Here is a 19,021-nt window from a genome sequence, read left to right as displayed (position 1 = left end):
TGGGCGGTACGGCGCAGGGGATCCACCTCTTCCCATCCCGAACAGAGAAGTTAAGCCCTGTCGCGCCGATGGTACTGGGGTTACACCCGGGAGAGTAGGTCGCCGCCCTCACCTATCAGGCCCCTTTCACAAACACCGTGAAAGGGGCTTTTTGTTTTTAATAAACAGTATACTTTTTAAACCAAATAGGCGTGAAGTGAGTCGCCTAAGTTTTAAGAATATTTTTGGATCAAAGCGATATAGGTATTCAGCGAAGAAATAAGATCTGCTGTTGTGGGGATTTGTTTAGGCTGATATCTTTTAATTTTGCCATTTACATAAAAACCAATTTAGTTTTTTATTTTTCTTCTCATTCTGAACGGATTCTTTTTTAAATTACCGTTTAAATGAATTTCAACTAATTATGAATAAAATCGCATTGATTACTGGAGCTACTTCTGGTATTGGTAGGGCCTGTGCCATTAGTCTTGCTAAGGAAGGTTATCATATAATAGCTACTGGTAGAAGAGAGCAACGTCTAAAGGAGTTAAAAGCTGATTTGGATCCTAAGGTTGATTATCATTATTTGGTATTTGATGTGCGTGACAGAAAAGCAGTTGAATATGCTATAGGTACCTTAGAGGGGAAATGGAGGGATATTGATGTTCTAATTAATAATGCAGGAAATGCCCATGGCTTGGATGCAATTGATGAAGGTAATGTTGATGACTGGGATGCAATGATGGATATTAATGTGAAAGGTTTGCTATATGTGTCCAAACAAATTATGCCCATTATGCGGGAAAGGAAATCAGGTCATATTATTAATATTGGTTCTATTGCAGCAAAAGAAGTTTACCCCAATGGTAATGTATATTGCGCTTCCAAACATGCAGTGGATGCATTGACAAAGGGAATGCGCTTGGATTTGACTAAATATGGTATAAAGGTTACGGGAATTCATCCTGGTTTAGTCGAAACTGAATTTTCAGTCGTTAGGTTTAAAGGGGATGAAGAAAGGGCAAAGACAGTTTATGAGGGGTTTGATCCATTAAAAGCTGAAGATATAGCTGATATTGTCAATTTTGTAGTGACAAGACCCAAACACGTCGCCCTAACTGATATTACAGTATTGGCAGGAGAGCAGGCAAATAGTACTACAGTTTATAGAAAATAATATGCCTAAATCTCGATATTTTCTTTTTTTTGGTTTACTATTTTTATGTTGTTTTTGCGATGGGAATAGGAATAAGGCAGAACAGACAGTAATAGAAGAAAGTCCAAAAGTATCTCATATTAGTATAGAAGAATCAGTATTGGATTCCCATATTGCTATGGAACCTGATTCTATAGGTGTATTGGAGCAAGGGCTTATTGAAGCTGGCTTGGTTAATGTACAGGCTGTATTACCTGAGGTATTTGTTGATTTGAAATATAGTACAGAGGATAACTTTTTTGGCCAAGATGTATATGGTGAGTTGACAAACTGCTATTTGCAAGAGGCCACTGTTAAAAAGTTAAAAGTGGCCTTGTATTATTTAAAAAACCACCATCCTGATTTGACCTTTTTGATTTATGATGGTGTCAGGCCGCAATCGGTTCAGCAGATTCTTTGGGATAGTTTAGATAAACCAGATAGTATTAAACCTTTGTATGTTGCCAATCCTCAAAAAGGAAGTTTGCATAATTATGGTTTAGCGGTAGACCTTACTTTGGCCTATAAAGAAACAGGAGAGGCGTTGGATCTAGGTACGCATTATGATTTTTTTGGGTATCCGGCCTATCCAGATCGGGAAAAAGAAATGTTATCTACTGGGAAAATTAGTAAAAGTCATATTGAAAGAAGGGAGATTCTTCGCCAGGCCATGAAAAAGGGAGGGTTTACAGGAATTGGTTCTGAATGGTGGCACTTTAATGCCTTTTCTTTAAAGGAGGCAAAATCCAAGTTTGAAATAATACCTTAATATATTTTACAATTATAAATACATACAATGAACCTATTGAAAAGTGAAGTCCTTAGAAAGGGCTTTTTAATGTTAAGTTTAATTTTATTTACAAGTATAAGCTCATTTGCGCAAGGCCAGTTTCGGGCTTTGGTTTTTAGTAAAACCCAAGGTTTTAGGCATCAATCAATCCCTAATGCCGTAAAAGCCCTCAAGGATATGGCTAGAGATAGGGTTTTTAGTGTATATGCTACTGAAGATGCAGCAGTTTTTACAGATGAATCTTTATCGAAATATGACTTAATTATTTTGGCAAGCACTACAGGTGATATTTTGAATGACGAGCAAAAGGCTGCATTTGTTAGATTCGTCCAGAGTGGCAAAGGCGTGGTGGGTATCCATAGTGCCACTGATACCGAGTATAATTGGGAATGGTATACCAAAATGATAGGCGGCCAGTTCAGACACCACCCTGCCCAGCAAACAGTGAGGATTAAAGTGGTGGACCCAAATCACCCATCAACTTATCACTTGGATAATAAATATTGGTTATGGACTGATGAATTGTATGAGTACCAAAACTTCAATGAAGATGTAAATATTCTTTTACAATTGGATGAAAGTACTTATGATGTAGGTTCAAGAAATGGTAAGAAGATGGGAATGGGTGATGTTCATCCGATTGCTTGGTATCATGAATATGATGGAGGAAGGGTGTTTTATACGGGATTAGGCCACGTAGAGTCAGCTTATGAAGATCCTGATTTCCTTAACCATCTTTATGGGGGAATTTGGTGGGCAGCAAAAGGATATCCACTAGATTAAACCCTATTTCCAATCTTATAAAATCTCCTTCAAGGGGGCTGGATATATATCATGTCCACCTTTGTAGGAGATTTTTTCTTTTTTGAGATTAATCTTATTCAAGATTTCTTCTTGTTCCTTTAATCTATCCTCGGTCAGAAAGTGATCCTTGTTACCCCAAACCATTATAATACGTGTATCCTTCAAAGACTTGTTTACTTGACTTAGGTCTACATCGTGTGCAAAGCCTCCTCCCCATAATACCAGTTTTTTTATTGGCATATTCAGCTGGGCAGCCCACCTGCTTGCAGTAGCACTTCCTTGAGAGAATCCCAAAACATGAATGTCAGGCTTTTGTCTATAGCCTTCTAATACCTGTTCTATAATAGCATTTAAAAATTGGTTGTTGTTTTCTATGGCCAGTTCCCGTTGATGCTTGGTCATCCAATTAGCCCCTACTCTGCCAGAATAACCTTTTAAATAATTATAATTCATGGCTTCTGGAGCAATAATAAGCCGCTTCTCATCAAAGATCGATTCAAACTTTTGTAAAAAGAAGGGAGCCAATTGTCCATATCCATGGAGCACCACCCAAATTTCCTTTTCCCTGCCATTAGGCTTATGAGAGGTGAGGTAAGATGCTTTACTCTGAAAGCTGACTTCTTGGTACATTTTTTATTTATTTAAAATTATTGAATTTGAAGGGGAGTAATTGGCTGATATTATCGGCTTTTAATATTTGCCCTGATGGATTTAGCATGTAGATTTCTATTTCCTGCTTAAATTTCAGCTCATATTCATTGATTGTCTGCCTACAAAGCCCACAAGGTGAAATGAAGGAGTATTCTTCGTTTGCGATTGATTTAGCAGCGATGGCAAGTTTTAAAGGAGCCTGATCAGGGAAATTGGCATTGGCATAGGAAAGTAACACTCGCTCGGCACAAATACCAACTGGGAAGGCAGCATTTTCCTGGTTATTGGCTGAAAGCATTTCTCCATTTGCCAAAAGTAATGCAGCTCCAACTGAAAATTGAGAATATGGGGCATAAGCTTTTTGTAGGGATTTTTTTGCCAACTCCATTAAAGCTATTTCCTTGGTGTCCAACTCTTCCAGTTCAAGGATGTGCAAACATACATTTTGAGAGACTTTTTTTGCCATGTGGGTATGCAAATAGAAGTTTTGGAATTTATATATTGATAATTTAACCTTTAGTTTAAGGATTTAAAAGGATAAATTTCTCCAAGATGAAATTATTTGGCATCTTGAATAAACCCAAAGTATTAACTTAATGAAAACGATATTAGTTATCGGTGCTGGAAAATCCTCAAAAGTTTTGGTGGATTATCTTATGGAGCGAAGTTCTCTGAATAAGTACCATTTGATACTTGCAGATACAAATGTTGAATTGGCCAGGGAAAGGCTTAAGTCTTGGGACAGTGGAGAGGCTATTCAGCTTAAGGTGGAGAACCATGAAGAAAGGAGATTGGCGATTTCTCGGTCAGATGTGGTAGTGTCTATGTTGCCTGCATTTTTACATCCTATAGTGGCAGGTGATTGTTTGGTTTTGGGAAAACATTTTTTTTCCGCATCCTATGAGTCAGAGGAGATGAAGGCAATGGGAAGAGAAGTCGCCGCAAAAGGTTTATTTTTCCTCAATGAGTGCGGTTTAGATCCTGGAATTGATCATATGTCCGCAATGAGGATCATTGATGAAGAGAAGAAAGAAGGAAATACAATAGTGCTCTTTAAGTCATACTGCGGCGGAGTGCTTTCTCCAGACAGTGAAAAGGATAATCCTTGGAAGTATAAATTTACTTGGAACCCTAGAAATGTAGTGCTTGCTGGGCAGGGAGTTTCGCGGTTTATTAGAAACGGAAAATATAAATTTGTTCCGTACCATATGCTTTTTAGGCGAACTGATAAATTGAAATTTGAAGAAGTTGGAGAATTTGATGGATATGCCAATAGAGATTCTTTGGGCTATAGGGCGGTATATGGACTTGAAGATATCCCTACCATCATAAGGGGGACTTTGAGAAGAACCGGTTTTTGTAGAAGTTGGGACGTTCTGGTGCAGCTGGGAATTACTGATGATACATTTAAAGTCGAACTTCCGGAGGATTTTACCATGCGTGAATTTTTCAACGCCTTTTTACCATTTGATCCAGTTCAAAAAGTGGAAGAAAAGTTACAGTCCTTACTTCCATGGGTAGATAATGAGATTTTATATAAACTGGAATGGCTAGGATTCTTTAGCAATGATCCCTTGCCTTTAGTTAAGGGGAGTCCCGCAGAAATCCTTCAAGTTATTTTAGAGAAAAAATGGGCTATGAGGGCTGATGATCATGATATGGTGGTGATGCAACATCAGTTTGAAATCATTACTCCTCAAAAAATTAGAAAGCATATTTACTCAAGTTTGGTCATAAAAGGGGAAAACCGGGATTATACAGCCATGGCAAAAACAGTAGGTTTACCACTCGCTATAGCGGTGGACATGTTTTTGCAAGGCGAGATCAAATTAAAGGGTTTGCACCTTCCTACTAAAAAGGAAATATATATTCCGATTTTGAGGGAATTGGCAGAAAAGGGAATTGTGTTTAAGGAGGAAGTATGTTATGATTAATCAGCTTAAAAGATCAGTAAAAAATCTTTTAAAAGACTTCTGTATTCCGGGGTATAATTGAATTCTTCATCCTTAATACAAATAGTAATTGGTTCCCGTTGTAAGGAACTATTGAAGGAAAATGATTTGATATGCCTTAAAACCTTGGTGCTAGAACGATCTTTTAATTCATAGAATTCCGCTGGGTAGAGTTTGAAAAAAAATGCAATCTTCTCCAGTTCCTTCATTTGGTTTGGAGGGAGGATTACCCAGAATTTTCCCGTTTTAGGATTTAGCAGTTTAATTACTCCTTTGATCAAGTCGCCGAACGGCAATTCGTCATTATGCAGTGCCAGGTTACGTTGTTGGTCTTTGGATTTGTTATGGTTAGTATAATAAGGAGGGTTGCTGACGATTAGGTCGAATTTTTTAGTCTCGCTCTTTGAAAAATCTTGGAAGGAACCCTTTTCTATTTTCACCTGATCAGACCAAGGGCTTTGGGCTATATTTTCGCTGGCTTGGGTAAATGCCTTGCTATCAATTTCCATTGCCTTAATTTGGGCTTTTTCAAACCTTTGGGCCAGCATCAAAGCGATCACCCCTGTGCCGGTCCCAATGTCCAGGATATTCTCTGGTTGCGATTGACTGGCCAAAGCACCAAGTACAGCAGCATCAGTACTTACCTTCATAGCACATTGATCTTGGTAAATAGTGAATTGCTTAAATTGGAAATAATTATTGGGCATAATAATTATACTATCTGTTTTCCCTTTCGTAAACCTCGTCGATTAATAGGTTTTTCGATTCTGCCGCATCCACAGCCAATTGGTCACATCTTTCATTTTCAGGATGGCCTGCATGTCCCTTTACCCATTGGAACTGGGGTTTATACTTATTGTGCAATGGAATATATCTTTTCCAAAGATCCACATTCTTTTTGTCCTTGAAGCCTTTTTTTTGCCAGCTCCAAATCCAGCCTTTTGTAACCGCATCGACCACATATTTGCTGTCTGAATATATTTTTACCGGAATCCCTTCCACTTTAATTGCTTCAAGTCCCTTTATTACTGCAAGCAATTCCATGCGGTTATTGGTAGTCAATCGAAATCCCTCAGAAAGTTCTTTTTCGTGTTGCCTGAATTTCAAAATGGTCCCATATCCCCCGTTTCCAGGGTTCCCCTTAGCTGCTCCGTCCGTGTAAATTAAAATCATGCTCAAAAGTATAAAAAAATGTCAGCCATTTCTAGCTGACATTTTAAATGATGGAATTTTAAATGTCAATTATAGTGCTTCAAATAGGTTTGTTTTGAAGATTTTGATGGCAATAGATAATAGGATAATCCCAAAAATCCTTCTCAAAACATCCAGTCCGGTCTTACCCAGTATTTTCTCCAGCCAATTGGTGCTTTTTAGTACTGCGTAGACAATCACCAAATTGATCAGAATACCAACGGCAATATTGGCCTGAGCAAATTCCGACTTTAAGGTCAAAATGGTAGTCATTGTTCCTGCCCCCGCAATTAATGGAAAGGCAATAGGGACAATAGAAGTACTGGAAGCATCCGCCTCGGGATCCGGTTTGAAAATTTCAATGCCTAAAATCATTTCGGCACCAAGTGCAAAAATGATCAGTGCACCGGCTATGGCAAAGTCATCCACCCCAATTCCAAATAGGTTGAGGATGTTTTTCCCCAGTAATAGGAAAAGGACCATGAGGATTCCTGCCACAATGGTCGCTTTTTCAGACTGAATGTGCCCTGATTTTCGACGTAAGTTGATAATGATGGGAATAGAACCCAAAATATCAATTACCGAAAATAGGATCAGTGTGACCGATAGAATTTCTTTGAAATCAAACATTGTTAAAATTTTGCCGCAAAAGTAAAATTTTAATTTGGAATAATTTCAGATTTTGAATTAATATTCTTTTAGGAATTTGATCAATTTATCGAACTCTGCATCACTGATAGCAGGGAAGTTGGCTATTCTAAAGCTGGTAGGCTTTAGCGGACCATAACCACTACCCATTTGCATTCCTGCTTTTTCAGCTTCGGCCTTGATTTCCTTGATGAATTCTTCCTTACCTGAAATTCCCATTACAGTCTTACTTCTGGTTTCTGGGTTTTGAACAAGCATCATCAATTTTTCCGATTGAGCAATGGTGTTCTCCAAAATCCTCATTCTCTCTCTAAGCAGATGGTCAGTTTCCTGAATTTCAGGCCTGTCCTCCAAGCTTCTTTTCAGCAAGTAGATCCCCAGGACATTAGGGGTGTAGTGCGTTTGGTAATTAGCTGCATTTTCGAGTATGAAACTTAAGGAATTATAGCGACCAGCCTCACCCTTATGGTTACATTTTTCTATTGCCTTTGGAGAAAGTATCAATATACCCAAACCAGCAGGAAGCCCAAAACATTTTTGTACCGATGCATACCAAATGTCAGCCAAAGTGAAGTCTAGCTCAATCCCTGCCATGGAAGATGTAGTATCCACAGCGATCATTTTATTAGGGTATTTTTGCCCTAGCTCAGCAATCAGTTCGTTGCTCACTTCTGTGGCGTTTGAAGTCTCATTTTGGGTAATTGCGATAAGATCAAATTTCTCATCAATATCCAGAGAGGCTACGTCTAAGGCTGTTTCAGTGTCTAGTTTAAGGGATTCAGTTTCTGGATTTAAATGGGAGGCAAAGCTCAACCATTTTTTCCCAAAGGATCCTGAATAAATATGGTAACTGGCACGCTCTACAATCGACTGAGCAATGATTTCCCAGTTTTCTGTCGCGCTTGAGGTGAAAAGTAATTTATAATCTTCAGGTACATGAAGTTTTTCCTTTATTAAAGTTTCAGTTTCCTGATAAAGGTTCATAAATGTAGCACTTCGGTGGTTAGCACTTAATATACCTTGATTAAAAGCATCTTGTAAATATTCTGCTACTTGGTCATAGACCTTGGAAGGTCCTGGTGAAAATGTGATCATCAGTTTTGAGGTTTGTTATGATTGAAGAAAATACTGAATGCCTAATTCATAACCTTTTAGGCCTAATCCAGAAATCATACCTATGCATTCTTTTGAAATAATGCTTTTGTGACGAAATTCTTCTCTTTTATAAATATTGGAAATGTGAATCTCTAAGGTAGGAGTTGTCACTCCGGCAATAGCATCTGATATAGCTACGGATGTATGGGTGTAGGCACCTGCATTGAGTAAAATTCCGTCGTAATTAAAGCCTACTTCGTGAATTTTATCTACCAGTTCTCCTTCAATATTGCTTTGGTAATAAGATAATTCTATTTGCGGGAAGGCATTTTGAAGGGTTTCAAAGTATTCTTCAAAGGACTGCTTTCCGTAAATTTCTGGTTCTCTCTTGCCTAAAAGGTTTAGGTTTGGGCCATTTATTATAAGTATCTTCAAAATATAAAATTGTTTTTAGCTTTTACTTCCAAATATTGGGTAAAGTTAAGTATATGCCAGTTGATTTAAATAAAAAAGCCAGGCTTAAATTTTATCTTTGGATCAAAATATTTATTTATGGAGGGTTATTGGGAGAATTATATCAAGCAGTTTGTCTATTATTTAAAGATAGAGCGCTCTTTGAGCCAAAATTCAATAACTGCTTATCAGCATGATATAAAAAGGTTGGTCTCTCATTTTAATGAAAATTATCCTGATCTACGACTCTCAGGACTTCAACTGGAACATTTAAGATCCTTTGTTCATGAATTGGCCTCCCTAGGAGTTTCAGAATATACCCAAGCTAGGGTGATTTCTGGAATAAAGGCATTTTTTAAATTCTTGATGTATGAGGATATTATTTCGGAAGATCCTGCTGTACTTCTGGAAGCCCCTAAGTTGGGTAGGAAATTGCCGGATACCTTGAGCTATCATGAGATCAATCAAATATTGGAAAGTGTTAAGTTAGGAGAGGCTGAAGGCCATAGAAATAGGGCAATGCTAGAAGTGTTATATAGTAGTGGTCTTAGAGTGTCCGAACTTACGGAATTAAAAATTTCGAATGTATATACCGACATTGGTTTTTTAAGAGTGATTGGAAAAGGAAATAAGGAAAGGTTGGTACCTGTAGGAAAAGATGCATTGAAATATCTTCAAATCTATTTAAAAGAAATTCGTCGTCACCAAAAAATAGCTACAGGCCATGAGGAATATGTGTTCTTGAACCGTCGGGGGAAAAAGCTAACCAGGGTAATGGTGTTTTTAATGATAAAAAAAATAGTGGCTGAGGTAGGGATTCGAAAAAAGGTCAGTCCTCATACCTTTAGGCACAGCTTTGCAACACATTTAATAGAAGGGGGAGCAGATCTCAGGGCCGTTCAAGAAATGCTAGGCCATGAAAGTATAACCACCACAGAGATTTACACTCACCTTGACAGGGAATATTTAAGACAGGTGCTGACAGAGTTCCATCCTAGGAAGTGAATTGAAGGGAATACAAAGGTTTTTGTTTATGAATTTTTTTAATGTAGGACCTAAGTGAAAATGTTTCATCTCAATACGAATGTCATAATTAGGTATTTGAACTTTAATTTTTTGTGTATTTAATATTTTTACGTATATTCTACCATATTTTGTAAACAAACGACATATGAAACGCTTTTTGAAGATAGTTATTTACATACTAACTGTATTATTAATTATTATTGGTGGGGGGATTGCCTATATGAGTTTGGGTTTGCCGAACGTAGGCCCGCCGGAAGAGATTAAAATAGCTGGCACTGATGAACAAATAGCAAGAGGAGAGTATCTAGCTCATCATGTTATGCTCTGTATGGACTGTCATGCCCAAAGGGATTTTTCAATATTTTCAGGACCACCCAAACCTAATAGCCTTGGTGCTGGAGGGGATAAGTTTGACCATTCCATGGGCTTTCCTGGAGTGTTTATAGCACCAAATATTACACCAAGTGGTATTGGCGATTGGACAGATGGTGAGGTGTTCAGATTGATCACTACAGGTGTCAAAAAGGATGGAGACCCAATTTTCCCGGTGATGCCCTACCAAAGTTATGGCAATATGGATGCAGAAGATATTAAAGCTGTCATCGCCTATATCAGGACCTTGGAGCCAGTGGAGAATGATTTGCCTGCCTCAAAGGCCGATTTTCCTATGAACTTGATTCTTAATACTATTCCTCAGCCGGCAGAGTTAAAACCAATGCCTTCAAAAGAAGATGTAGTAAAATATGGAGAATATTTAGTGACTGCAGGAGCTTGTGCAGATTGTCATACTAATTTTGAGAATGGTGCTTATGTAGGTCCTAGGCTTGGAGGAGGAAGGGAGTTTCCTTTTCCTGATGGTACCGTCATCCGTTCTGCAAATTTAACGGCCGATGAAACAGGTATAGGAAATCTATCGGAAGATGCTTTTGTGGCACTCTTTAAAAAGTATGAAACTGAGCCATTCCAAAATATCCCCGTAAAGCAGGGAGACTTTCAGACCATTATGCCTTGGGTAATGTATGCCGGTATGGATACGACAGATTTAAGAGCTATTTACAAATATTTGAACTCTTTGGAACCTGTGAAAAACCAGGTTGAAAAAGTGTCATTCGCAAATTAACATAGATTGAAAAAGTGGATTAATCACTTCAAAGAAGTAGGGGATTCCGGTTGAATCCCAACTTCTTTTTTTACCCTTTAGAAACACAGCCCCTTAATCCTCATTAAGGGGCTGTGTTTTATTGAGAAAACATGCTCAAGTCGTTATCCAGCCAGACCTTTTTATTTTTTGTGAGACTCAATGAGGTCTTCTTTCCATTATAAAGGACTTCTTTGTTTTGATCAGTTATGCTTAGCAAACCTATTTTTACCAATTTCCCTTCTTCCCACTTTATGTCAACTTCGATATTTCCTCTTGCTATTAGTCCTTCTACAGTTCCAGTTTTCCAACTTGGTGGCAGGGTAGGAAGTATCCTGATGAAGCCCTCATGAGATTGTAACAATAATTCTGCGACACCAGCAGTAAATCCAAAATTGCCGTCAATTTGGAAGGGAGGGTGTAGGTTAAATAAATTATTTCCAGTGGAGACTTCTAAAAGTTTGTAGAGGTTTTCTTCTGCAGCTTCTTTATCTTGAAGTCGTGCATTAAAATTTATCATCCATGCCCTACTCCAACCTGTGCCCGCTCCTCCGTGATTCAAACGGTAGCTGATTGTTTTTTTAGCGGCGTCAAATTCCTCTGGCGTTGACGCGGTGATATCATCACCTGGGTGCAAAGCATATAAGTGGGACATATGTCTATGTCCTTTTTCAGGTTCTTCAAAATTTTTGTTCCATTCCAGCAATCTGCCATCAGGTCCTATTTTGATCCCTGAAGTCAATAAATTATTTTTGGCTTTTATTTCTTTGGTTAATTCATCTTCAATTTCTAAGATTTTTGCTGCTGCCAATGTGTTGTCAAATACTTCTTTAATGATTTGGTGTCCCATTGCTGCTCCATATGAAACTGCAGCAGGCTTCCCATCTTTTGCAAAATAGGAGTTTTCGGGAGATGTCTCAGGATAGGAAATGTATCGCCCCGTTTCCTCATCCAACTCTAACCAGTCAAGGTAAAATGAAGCAAACTCTTTTAATGCAGGATAGGCTCTGTTTCTTAAAAAATCCATGTCTTGGGTAAATCTAAAATGTTCCCAATAATGCTGGGCCAGCCAGCCTCCTCCATGTATCCAAGAGCCCCAGTAAGGCTGGTTTGCTCTCATCCAAGGCACAGCCCATAGATCTGTGGCATGATGAACAATACTGCCCCTGTTGATTCCGTACTGTTCCTTGGCGAGGATTTTTCCTCTTTCAATTAACCTGTCTCCAAAGTCAAACAAAGGCAATTGCATTTCTGCTAAATTAGTTGGGCCTGCAGGCCAGTAGTTCATTTGTAGATTAATGTTCAAATGGTAATCGGCATTCCAAGGCGCTTCAATAGATTCGTTCCAAATTCCCTGTAAATTTGCGGGATTGGTGCCTGGCCGAGAGGAGGATATCAGTAAATACCTGCCATATTGAAATAGTGTCGCCGCTAAACCTGCATCTTTTTGGCCTTCTTTAACTAATTGCAGTCTTTGATCTGTGGGTAAGCTGTCCAACTCATGATTCCCTAAATCTAGCTTAACGCTATTGAAGAGCTTTGAGAAATCATTTGCATGATCTTTCAGAAGGTTCTCAACTGATTTATTTTCAAGCTTAGCCAGTGTAGTTTTATTTTTTGCTTCGAAGTCTTGGCTGTAGAATGAAGTATTGCAAACTATATATATGATGGCTTCATTGACTTCAGTTAGGGAAAGTGAATTCCCTTTTATTATAGAGTTGCCTCCCTTAGTGTTTACTTTCAGTCTAGTTTCAAATTTGACCCCTGATTCTAATGGGGTGGGCTTGCCTTCCAGAACTGCACCATATTGTGTCACTTCTCCAGACATCACCAATTCATGTTGGTTGGGAACTGAAACTTTAACTGTGGGATGGCCTTTGTCTTCAGGCCTGCTCAAGCTTAAGTCAAAACTCATTCCCTCTTTTGAATCGGTTTCAAGTTGAATGACTAAAACATCTTCTACAGCGGAAGAAAATATACGTTCTGAAAAGGAAGATTCGCCTACAGTGTAGTTGACAGTTGCCAAAGCATCATCAAAGCTTAGGTTTCTGGTGTAGTTTTCGATTTCGCCTTGTCTATCAAAATCAATAAATAAATCTCCCATAGTTTGATGGGATCTTACAACTCTTCCCTTTGAGAACTTTTCCACAATGAGTTTGTCCGCCTCATGTACTTTCCCCTCTTTGATTAATTTGCGTATGGCTTTTAGGTCCTCTGGATTTCCCTTGGAGGTGCCCCAGTCAGGCCCCCCAGGCCAAAGGCTATCTTCATTGAGCTGGATATGTTCAATATCCGTTTTGCCATAAATCATTGCTCCCAAGCGGCCATTTCCAACAGGCAAGGCCTCATTCCAGTTCTTAGCGGCTTGTGTATACCATATTTTAGTGGTGTTTTTTGAATTGTCTTTTGGTGTACATGAAAGACTGAGAAATGTTGAAAAACAACAAAGAATGATAAAAATCTTTTTCATGGGTAAATATGTCTAATGTCTTATATGTTGTTTGGGGTTATTTTTATTGTAAACGGTTAAAAGCAAAAGTATATCTTATTGCTTGGCTAATTTAATTGTTTTAGTTTTAGCGCAAACGCCCTTTATGTACATGTGAAAACTTAAGACAAAAGGAGTTACCGATTTTGGGCTGAATTAATTTCCTATGAAACTGCCAATTTGATATAGCTTTCCATTGATTTCAATTAATTTAGCATTTAAAATCAATCCATGATGTCTGTGTATAAAACCATAATGAAGCCTTTTCTTTTTAGAAAAGGTGCTGAAGATGCCCACCATTTCACCTTTTCAATGACCAAGTTGACCTTCAATTTGCCTCTCGTTAAGGGGATTATCAAGCGCATGTTTTATTTTGAAGATCCATCATTGGAAAAAGAAGTTTTTGGCTTGAAATTCAAAAACCCGGTTGGCCTCGCTGCTGGGTTTGATAAAGATGCCAAGCTGATAGATGAAATGTCTATGCTGGGTTTTGGTTTTATTGAGATAGGAACCTTAACCCCCAAACCACAAGATGGAAATCCACAACCAAGACTTTTTAGATTGCCAGAAGATGAATCACTGGTGAACCGAATGGGCTTTAATAATGGTGGTGTGGAAGGAGCTATCAGCAGGCTTAAAAGCAGAAAGTCTAAGGTGTTGATTGGTGGGAATATTGGAAAGAATAAGGTAACTCCAAACGATAAAGCGGAGGACGATTACCTGATTTGCCTTAAGGCGCTACATCCTTATGTGGATTATTTTGTGGTCAATGTAAGTTCACCTAATACGCCAAATCTTCGAGATTTACAGGAAAAAGAGCCGTTAAAAAAACTCTTGCTTTCCATCAAGGAGAAAAATGATCAGATGGATCATCCAAAGCCTATTCTGCTTAAAATTGCTCCGGACTTAACGGACGGTCAATTGGATGATATAATTGCTATTGTTCAAGAAACTAAAATTGATGGGGTAATAGCTACCAACACGACCATAGATAGAAGTAAGCTGAGGACTCCGCAGGAAAAAGTGGAGGCCATAGGTGCTGGAGGAGTGAGTGGCAAGGTTTTGGGTAAAAGAAGCACAGAGGTAATCAAATATTTGGCGGAAAATTCCAATCATTCCTTTCCTATCATAGGAGTTGGAGGGATTTTCAGTGCTGAGGATGCTATAGAAAAGTTAGAGGCGGGAGCAAGTTTGGTACAGGTTTATTCAGGGATGATCTATGAAGGTCCAGCGCTGATGAAGAGAATTAAAAAAGGCTTAAAAAAGTATTACAGCCGCTGATATTTTCTATATTTCAAGATTACAACTATCTTATTGTTCATTAAAAAGTGGATTACTGAAGAATTATGGCTTCAAATACATATAAATCAAATACCTTCAGGAAGAAAGAAAAAGCTAAAAAGACGAAACGATCTTTTAATTTTTCCATCAATGCCTTAAAGGATAAAAAAATAGCCTTGTCCTTTGGTATTTTATTTATGATGGTAGGCTTGTTTTTGTTTTTTGCATTTTTGGGATACTTATTTACTGGGCCTTCTGACCAGAGTGTGGTCACTAACATTGGTCAGGATGGAGTGTCCTTTAGAGAAAATGCTGCTGAAGCAAGGAATTGGTTGGGATATGCTGGTGCCTGGATTTCACATTGGTTGATTTTCAGGTGGTTTGGCTTAGCGGCTTTTTTATTGCCTCCCTTTCTATTTATACTTGGCTTTAAGTGGGCCTTTAAAAAAACTTTGATACCTCTCACCCAATACAGTGCCTTTGGCTTGTTTTTTATTTTTTGGATTGGTTTGTTATTGGGCTATGTAGTCCATATTCTTGATGGTTTTAATTATCTACAATTCTTGAGCGGAGGATTTGGCTATGAGATGGCGGTATTGTCAGATGAGTTTTTGGGCTGGGGTACCTTTATTCTGATATTTGGTTCTTTGCTGATCTTTGTGGTGTTTTTCTATAATATCACACATATAGAATGGTTGCAGGGGGATGTGAAAAATATGCCTGATGAAAATGGTCAAATGGATACCGATTTGGCGGTTTCCACCACTGCATCTCAAAGCGCTTCTACTACAACTGCTGATAAAACTTCAGATACATTGCAAACGGAAAATTTGGATGATTTTGAAGATTCCGATTTGGATTTGGAAGAGGAAGAAGATGATGGGCAAAGCTGGACTATCAAAAATGAAAAGCCAGCGAAGCAAAATAACAGCTCTCCAGAACCTGCTTTTAATATTGAAGGCCAGACTATGGTCAGTGAGGAAACTGTAGAAGAAGAGGCTAAACAAGAAGAGAAGAGATTCACCGTTGAGACGGCTGCTAAGGAGGAGAAGACAGTAAGTGAAGTGGAGAATTTGGATCCTTATGATCCTACTTTGGATTTGGCTTCCTACCAGTATCCAAATATAGATTTGCTCAATGAGTATGATCAACAAAAGGTGACGGTTACCAGGCAAGAGCTGGAAGAAAATAAAAACAAGATCGTAGAGACCTTGGTGAATTTCAAAATTGGGATTCAGGAAATCAAAGCTACCATCGGGCCTACAGTAACTTTATATGAAATTGTGCCCGATCCAGGAGTGAAGATTTCCAAAATCAAAAACCTGGAAGATGATATTGCTTTGAGTTTGGCGGCATTGGGAATCAGGATCATTGCGCCGATTCCGGGGAAAGGTACTATTGGTATAGAGGTGCCTAACAAAAACAGAGAGCTAGTCGCTGCAAAATCAGTTTTGGGGACAGAAAAGTTCATGAAAAGTGATAAGGACCTTCCTGTTGCCTTGGGGAAAACCATTTCAAATGAAGTTTTTGTAGCTGATTTGGCCAAAATGCCTCACCTCTTGATGGCTGGGGCTACTGGGCAAGGTAAGTCTGTTGGTTTGAATGTGATTTTGGCTTCTTTGGTTTATAAGAAACACCCTTCACAACTTAAATTTGTCTTGGTGGATCCAAAGAAAGTGGAGCTAACACTTTTTAATAAAATTGAAAGGCACTTTTTAGCTAAGTTGCCTAATGCTGAGGATGCCATTATTACTGATACCAAAAAAGTAATTTATACCTTGAATTCACTTTGTATCGAGATGGATAACCGATATGATTTGCTGAAGGAAGCAGGTTGCAGGAACCTTAAAGAATACAATGCAAAATTTGTGGCCAGGAAACTTAATCCGGACAAAGGCCATAAGTTTATGCCGTATATTGTGTTGGTGATTGATGAGTTAGCAGATTTGATGATGACTGCTGGTAAGGAAATAGAAGCTCCTATTGCTCGACTTGCGCAGTTGGCTAGGGCCATCGGTATTCACTTGGTGGTGGCCACGCAGCGACCATCTGTAAATGTTATTACCGGTATTATTAAAGCCAATTTCCCTGCAAGGCTTTCTTTTAGGGTTACTTCCAAAGTAGACAGTAGAACTATTTTGGATGCTGGAGGCGCTGAACAGCTGATTGGTATGGGGGATATGCTACTATCTCAGGGCTCTGATGTGATCCGTTTACAATGTGCCTTTTTGGATACACCGGAGGTTGAAGCGGTTTGTGAATGGATTGGAGAACAACGGGGATATAGTGATGCTTATATCTTGCCAGAATTTGAGGGAGAAGACAGCGATAGCAGTGTTGGGGATGTAGATCTTTCAGACAGAGACCCGCTTTTTGAAGATGCAGCCAAGCTAATTGTTTTACATCAACAAGGAAGTACTTCATTGATTCAAAGAAAACTAAAACTAGGGTATAATAGAGCAGGAAGGATCATAGATCAGCTAGAAGCAGCTGGTGTGGTAGGGCCATTTGAAGGGAGCAAGGCAAGGGAAGTGTTGGTTCAGGATGAAGTTAGTTTGGAACAGTTATTGAGTAACCTCTAAAATGCTATAAAGCCTAAAATAGAAGGTTAACTATGTTAAAAAGAATATTATTATTTACGGTACTTGTTTTGGGATTTCAGAGCCTCGTTTTGGCACAAAAAGATCCTAATGCAAAGGTAGTCCTTGATCAAGTGAGTGAGAGGTATCAGTCGTTGAACGGTATTCAGGCCACTTTTGAATACTATTATTATAATGATCTTGATGGAGCCAGTCAGTCCAGTAAAGGAGAGGTTGCTGTCAAAGGCAATCGGTATAAATTGATTTTGGATGATCAGGAGATTTATAATAATGGAGAAACTGTTTGGACTTATATCAAGACAGGAAACTATAAGGAAGTAACCATTAATACCGTCAGTGATGACCCTGATGAACTGACTCCTTCCAGTATCTATAACCTATATAAAAAGGGATATGATTATGCCCTTTTGGGAGACGAAAGAATGGGTGGTAAATTGGTTCAGAAAATAAAGCTTTCTGCCGAGAATAGAAATGCTCAGTTTAGTACCATTGTTTTATATGTGGATAAAGCTAATAAGGATCTTGTGGGTTGGGAAGTTTCTGATGCTGATGGGGGAAGTTTCAAATATGAATTTAAGGATGTAAAAACGGATGTAGATTTAAACAATTCATTTTTTGCATTTGATGTGGCAGAGCATGTAGATGTGGAGGTGATAGATTTACGCTGATTACCCTTATAGGACGAAAAAGTTAAGAATAGCACAGATACTAAATGATTTTAAGTTTAGTGCGTGCTATTTTTTTTATTTTTGCCAAAACAATTGAAAAATGGACAAGAAAAGCCTCTTTAAGCAAATTCAACAAAAATCTTCTTTTCTATGTGTGGGACTGGATGCGGATCTGGCCAAGATCCCTGCACATTTGTTAAAGGAAGAAGATCCGATATTTGAGTTTAATAAGCAGATTATCGATCATACAGCTGATTATGCCGTGGCTTATAAACCTAATATCGCTTTTTATGAGGCTTTGGGACCAAAAGGTTGGGAAAGTCTCCAAAAAACATTGGATTATATTCCCAAGGATATTTTTACTATTTCTGATGCCAAAAGAGGAGATATCGGCAATACATCTAAATTGTATGCCAAGGCGTTTTTTGAACAGATGAACTTTGACTCTGTGACGGTAGCTCCTTATATGGGGAAAGACAGTGTAAGTCCTTTCTTGGAGTTTGAAGGTAAGTGGGTGATTTTATTGGCGCTGACTTCCAATGAGGGAAGTAAGGATTTTCAAGTATTGGAAACAGAAGGAGGAAAGCCCCTATTTCAACAAGTTTTGGAGAAAAGCCAAGATTGGGGTACTGATGGGAACTTGATGTATGTGGTAGGTGCTACACGAGGAGAAAAGATTGCCGAGGTTAGAAAATATGCTCCGGACCATTTCTTTTTGGTTCCAGGTGTAGGTGCGCAAGGAGGAAGTCTTCAAGAGGTCGCTCAGTATGGGATGAATAAGGAGTGCGGCCTATTGGTGAATTCTTCAAGGGGTATTATTTACGCATCAAATGGTGAGGATTTTGGTGCCAAAGCAGGACAAGCAGCAAAAGAACTTCAGCAAGAAATGTCTCAATTATTGGATCAGTATTGTAAATAAAAGGGAGCTATTAAATATTCATCATTTAGCCTGTCTTCTATTTGAGGTCAGGCTTTTTGTTTTTTTAGAAGTAGGGACGATTTTTAGTTTTCGATAATTACCCTTAAATTATTGTTGTGGCTGAAATACAGCGGATTGTCTTT

The 19,021-nt window shown here is 38.6% G+C and carries 18 protein-coding genes and 1 rRNA gene; 11 read left to right on the top strand and 8 right to left on the bottom strand.

What is annotated here, in order from left to right:
- Positions 1-2: 2 nt before the first annotated feature.
- The 4 genes from rrf (at position 3) to KMW37_RS04555 (ending at position 2,747) form a co-directional block, all read left to right on the top strand.
- Positions 3-108 (top strand): 5S ribosomal RNA (rrf, locus tag KMW37_RS04570).
- A 295-nt stretch (positions 109-403) separates the two neighbouring features.
- Positions 404-1,156 (top strand): SDR family NAD(P)-dependent oxidoreductase, encoded by a 753-nt coding sequence (locus tag KMW37_RS04565; RefSeq protein WP_215223383.1) that lies wholly within the window; start codon positions 404-406, stop codon positions 1,154-1,156.
- A gap of 1 nt (position 1,157) precedes the next feature.
- Positions 1,158-1,943, top strand: a complete 786-nt coding sequence (locus KMW37_RS04560; RefSeq protein ID WP_215223382.1) for a M15 family metallopeptidase — start codon at positions 1,158-1,160, stop codon at positions 1,941-1,943.
- A 27-nt stretch (positions 1,944-1,970) separates the two neighbouring features.
- A complete protein-coding gene (locus KMW37_RS04555) occupies positions 1,971-2,747 on the top strand; it encodes a ThuA domain-containing protein (protein ID WP_215223381.1) in 777 nt (258 codons plus the stop codon).
- Between the two features lie 15 nt (positions 2,748-2,762).
- On the opposite strand, the gene KMW37_RS04550 is transcribed toward KMW37_RS04555, so the two are convergent.
- Both KMW37_RS04550 and KMW37_RS04545 read right to left on the bottom strand, forming a co-directional pair.
- A complete protein-coding gene (locus KMW37_RS04550) occupies positions 2,763-3,398 on the bottom strand; it encodes an alpha/beta hydrolase (RefSeq protein WP_215223380.1) in 636 nt (211 codons plus the stop codon).
- Between the two features lie 7 nt (positions 3,399-3,405).
- On the bottom strand, positions 3,406-3,885 hold the full coding sequence (locus KMW37_RS04545; protein WP_215223379.1) for a cytidine deaminase: 480 nt from the start codon (positions 3,883-3,885) through the stop codon (positions 3,406-3,408).
- A 130-nt stretch (positions 3,886-4,015) separates the two neighbouring features.
- Here KMW37_RS04545 and KMW37_RS04540 point away from each other — a divergent pair, with 130 nt between their 5' ends.
- Positions 4,016-5,353 carry a saccharopine dehydrogenase family protein gene (locus tag KMW37_RS04540; protein WP_215223378.1) on the top strand — a complete coding sequence of 446 codons (1,338 nt, stop codon included), beginning with the start codon at positions 4,016-4,018 and terminating at the stop codon, positions 5,351-5,353.
- 5 nt (positions 5,354-5,358) lie between these two features.
- Here the strand turns inward: KMW37_RS04540 and KMW37_RS04535 are convergent, their stop codons facing one another.
- From KMW37_RS04535 to aroQ, 5 genes are all read right to left on the bottom strand, one after another.
- Entirely contained in the window at positions 5,359-6,078 is a 720-nt protein-coding gene (locus tag KMW37_RS04535) for a tRNA1(Val) (adenine(37)-N6)-methyltransferase (RefSeq protein WP_215223377.1), read from the bottom strand.
- A gap of 10 nt (positions 6,079-6,088) precedes the next feature.
- Positions 6,089-6,544 carry a ribonuclease HI gene (rnhA, locus tag KMW37_RS04530; RefSeq protein ID WP_215223376.1) on the bottom strand — a complete coding sequence of 152 codons (456 nt, stop codon included), beginning with the start codon at positions 6,542-6,544 and terminating at the stop codon, positions 6,089-6,091.
- A gap of 69 nt (positions 6,545-6,613) precedes the next feature.
- Positions 6,614-7,192, bottom strand: coding sequence for a MarC family protein (locus KMW37_RS04525; RefSeq protein ID WP_215223375.1), 579 nt, complete (start codon positions 7,190-7,192; stop codon positions 6,614-6,616).
- Between the two features lie 57 nt (positions 7,193-7,249).
- A complete protein-coding gene (locus KMW37_RS04520; protein ID WP_215223374.1) occupies positions 7,250-8,305 on the bottom strand; it encodes an aminotransferase class V-fold PLP-dependent enzyme in 1,056 nt (351 codons plus the stop codon).
- Between the two features lie 15 nt (positions 8,306-8,320).
- Positions 8,321-8,740 (bottom strand): type II 3-dehydroquinate dehydratase, encoded by a 420-nt coding sequence (aroQ, locus tag KMW37_RS04515; protein WP_215223373.1) that lies wholly within the window; start codon positions 8,738-8,740, stop codon positions 8,321-8,323.
- A gap of 117 nt (positions 8,741-8,857) precedes the next feature.
- Here aroQ and xerD point away from each other — a divergent pair, with 117 nt between their 5' ends.
- Both xerD and KMW37_RS04505 read left to right on the top strand, forming a co-directional pair.
- Positions 8,858-9,763 (top strand): site-specific tyrosine recombinase XerD, encoded by a 906-nt coding sequence (xerD, locus tag KMW37_RS04510; protein ID WP_215223372.1) that lies wholly within the window; start codon positions 8,858-8,860, stop codon positions 9,761-9,763.
- 166 nt (positions 9,764-9,929) lie between these two features.
- Positions 9,930-10,904 carry a c-type cytochrome gene (locus KMW37_RS04505; protein ID WP_215223371.1) on the top strand — a complete coding sequence of 325 codons (975 nt, stop codon included), beginning with the start codon at positions 9,930-9,932 and terminating at the stop codon, positions 10,902-10,904.
- Between the two features lie 118 nt (positions 10,905-11,022).
- Here the strand turns inward: KMW37_RS04505 and KMW37_RS04500 are convergent, their stop codons facing one another.
- Complete coding sequence (locus KMW37_RS04500; protein ID WP_215223370.1) at positions 11,023-13,392, bottom strand: glycoside hydrolase family 95 protein; 2,370 nt, start codon at positions 13,390-13,392, stop codon at positions 11,023-11,025.
- A gap of 258 nt (positions 13,393-13,650) precedes the next feature.
- On the opposite strand from KMW37_RS04500, the gene KMW37_RS04495 reads away from it, so the two are divergent.
- The 4 genes from KMW37_RS04495 (at position 13,651) to pyrF (ending at position 18,878) form a co-directional block, all read left to right on the top strand.
- Positions 13,651-14,691: a quinone-dependent dihydroorotate dehydrogenase gene (locus KMW37_RS04495; RefSeq protein ID WP_215223369.1), complete on the top strand. Its 1,041-nt coding sequence runs from the start codon at positions 13,651-13,653 to the stop codon at positions 14,689-14,691.
- A gap of 65 nt (positions 14,692-14,756) precedes the next feature.
- The gene (locus KMW37_RS04490; RefSeq protein ID WP_215223368.1) at positions 14,757-17,273 is read left to right on the top strand and encodes an FtsK/SpoIIIE family DNA translocase; all 2,517 of its coding nucleotides are present in this window, start codon (positions 14,757-14,759) and stop codon (positions 17,271-17,273) included.
- A 32-nt stretch (positions 17,274-17,305) separates the two neighbouring features.
- Positions 17,306-17,959 carry a LolA family protein gene (locus KMW37_RS04485; RefSeq protein ID WP_215223367.1) on the top strand — a complete coding sequence of 218 codons (654 nt, stop codon included), beginning with the start codon at positions 17,306-17,308 and terminating at the stop codon, positions 17,957-17,959.
- Between the two features lie 100 nt (positions 17,960-18,059).
- Positions 18,060-18,878, top strand: coding sequence for an orotidine-5'-phosphate decarboxylase (gene pyrF, locus KMW37_RS04480; RefSeq protein ID WP_215223366.1), 819 nt, complete (start codon positions 18,060-18,062; stop codon positions 18,876-18,878).
- Positions 18,879-19,021: the final 143 nt, after the last annotated feature.

The organism is Echinicola shivajiensis (assembly GCF_018642165.1).
In the GTDB taxonomy this organism is placed as follows: Bacteria; Bacteroidota; Bacteroidia; order Cytophagales; family Cyclobacteriaceae; genus Echinicola; species Echinicola shivajiensis.
Note: the sequence above shows the minus strand (reverse complement) of the source record. Positions and strands in the feature narration are given on the sequence as shown.

Coding starts and splice junctions, on each gene's coding strand:
- KMW37_RS04520 (WP_215223374.1), bottom strand. CDS start 8,305: ATGATCACATTTTCACCAGGACCTTCCAAGGTCTATGACCAAGTAGCA.
- KMW37_RS04565 (WP_215223383.1), top strand. CDS start 404: ATGAATAAAATCGCATTGATTACTGGAGCTACTTCTGGTATTGGTAGG.
- KMW37_RS04540 (WP_215223378.1), top strand. CDS start 4,016: ATGAAAACGATATTAGTTATCGGTGCTGGAAAATCCTCAAAAGTTTTG.
- KMW37_RS04485 (WP_215223367.1), top strand. CDS start 17,306: ATGTTAAAAAGAATATTATTATTTACGGTACTTGTTTTGGGATTTCAG.
- KMW37_RS04490 (WP_215223368.1), top strand. CDS start 14,757: ATGGCTTCAAATACATATAAATCAAATACCTTCAGGAAGAAAGAAAAA.
- pyrF (WP_215223366.1), top strand. CDS start 18,060: ATGGACAAGAAAAGCCTCTTTAAGCAAATTCAACAAAAATCTTCTTTT.
- KMW37_RS04505 (WP_215223371.1), top strand. CDS start 9,930: ATGAAACGCTTTTTGAAGATAGTTATTTACATACTAACTGTATTATTA.
- xerD (WP_215223372.1), top strand. CDS start 8,858: ATGGAGGGTTATTGGGAGAATTATATCAAGCAGTTTGTCTATTATTTA.
- rnhA (WP_215223376.1), bottom strand. CDS start 6,544: ATGATTTTAATTTACACGGACGGAGCAGCTAAGGGGAACCCTGGAAAC.
- KMW37_RS04545 (WP_215223379.1), bottom strand. CDS start 3,885: ATGGCAAAAAAAGTCTCTCAAAATGTATGTTTGCACATCCTTGAACTG.
- KMW37_RS04525 (WP_215223375.1), bottom strand. CDS start 7,192: ATGTTTGATTTCAAAGAAATTCTATCGGTCACACTGATCCTATTTTCG.
- KMW37_RS04560 (WP_215223382.1), top strand. CDS start 1,158: ATGCCTAAATCTCGATATTTTCTTTTTTTTGGTTTACTATTTTTATGT.
- KMW37_RS04550 (WP_215223380.1), bottom strand. CDS start 3,398: ATGTACCAAGAAGTCAGCTTTCAGAGTAAAGCATCTTACCTCACCTCT.
- KMW37_RS04500 (WP_215223370.1), bottom strand. CDS start 13,392: ATGAAAAAGATTTTTATCATTCTTTGTTGTTTTTCAACATTTCTCAGT.
- KMW37_RS04535 (WP_215223377.1), bottom strand. CDS start 6,078: ATGCCCAATAATTATTTCCAATTTAAGCAATTCACTATTTACCAAGAT.
- KMW37_RS04555 (WP_215223381.1), top strand. CDS start 1,971: ATGAACCTATTGAAAAGTGAAGTCCTTAGAAAGGGCTTTTTAATGTTA.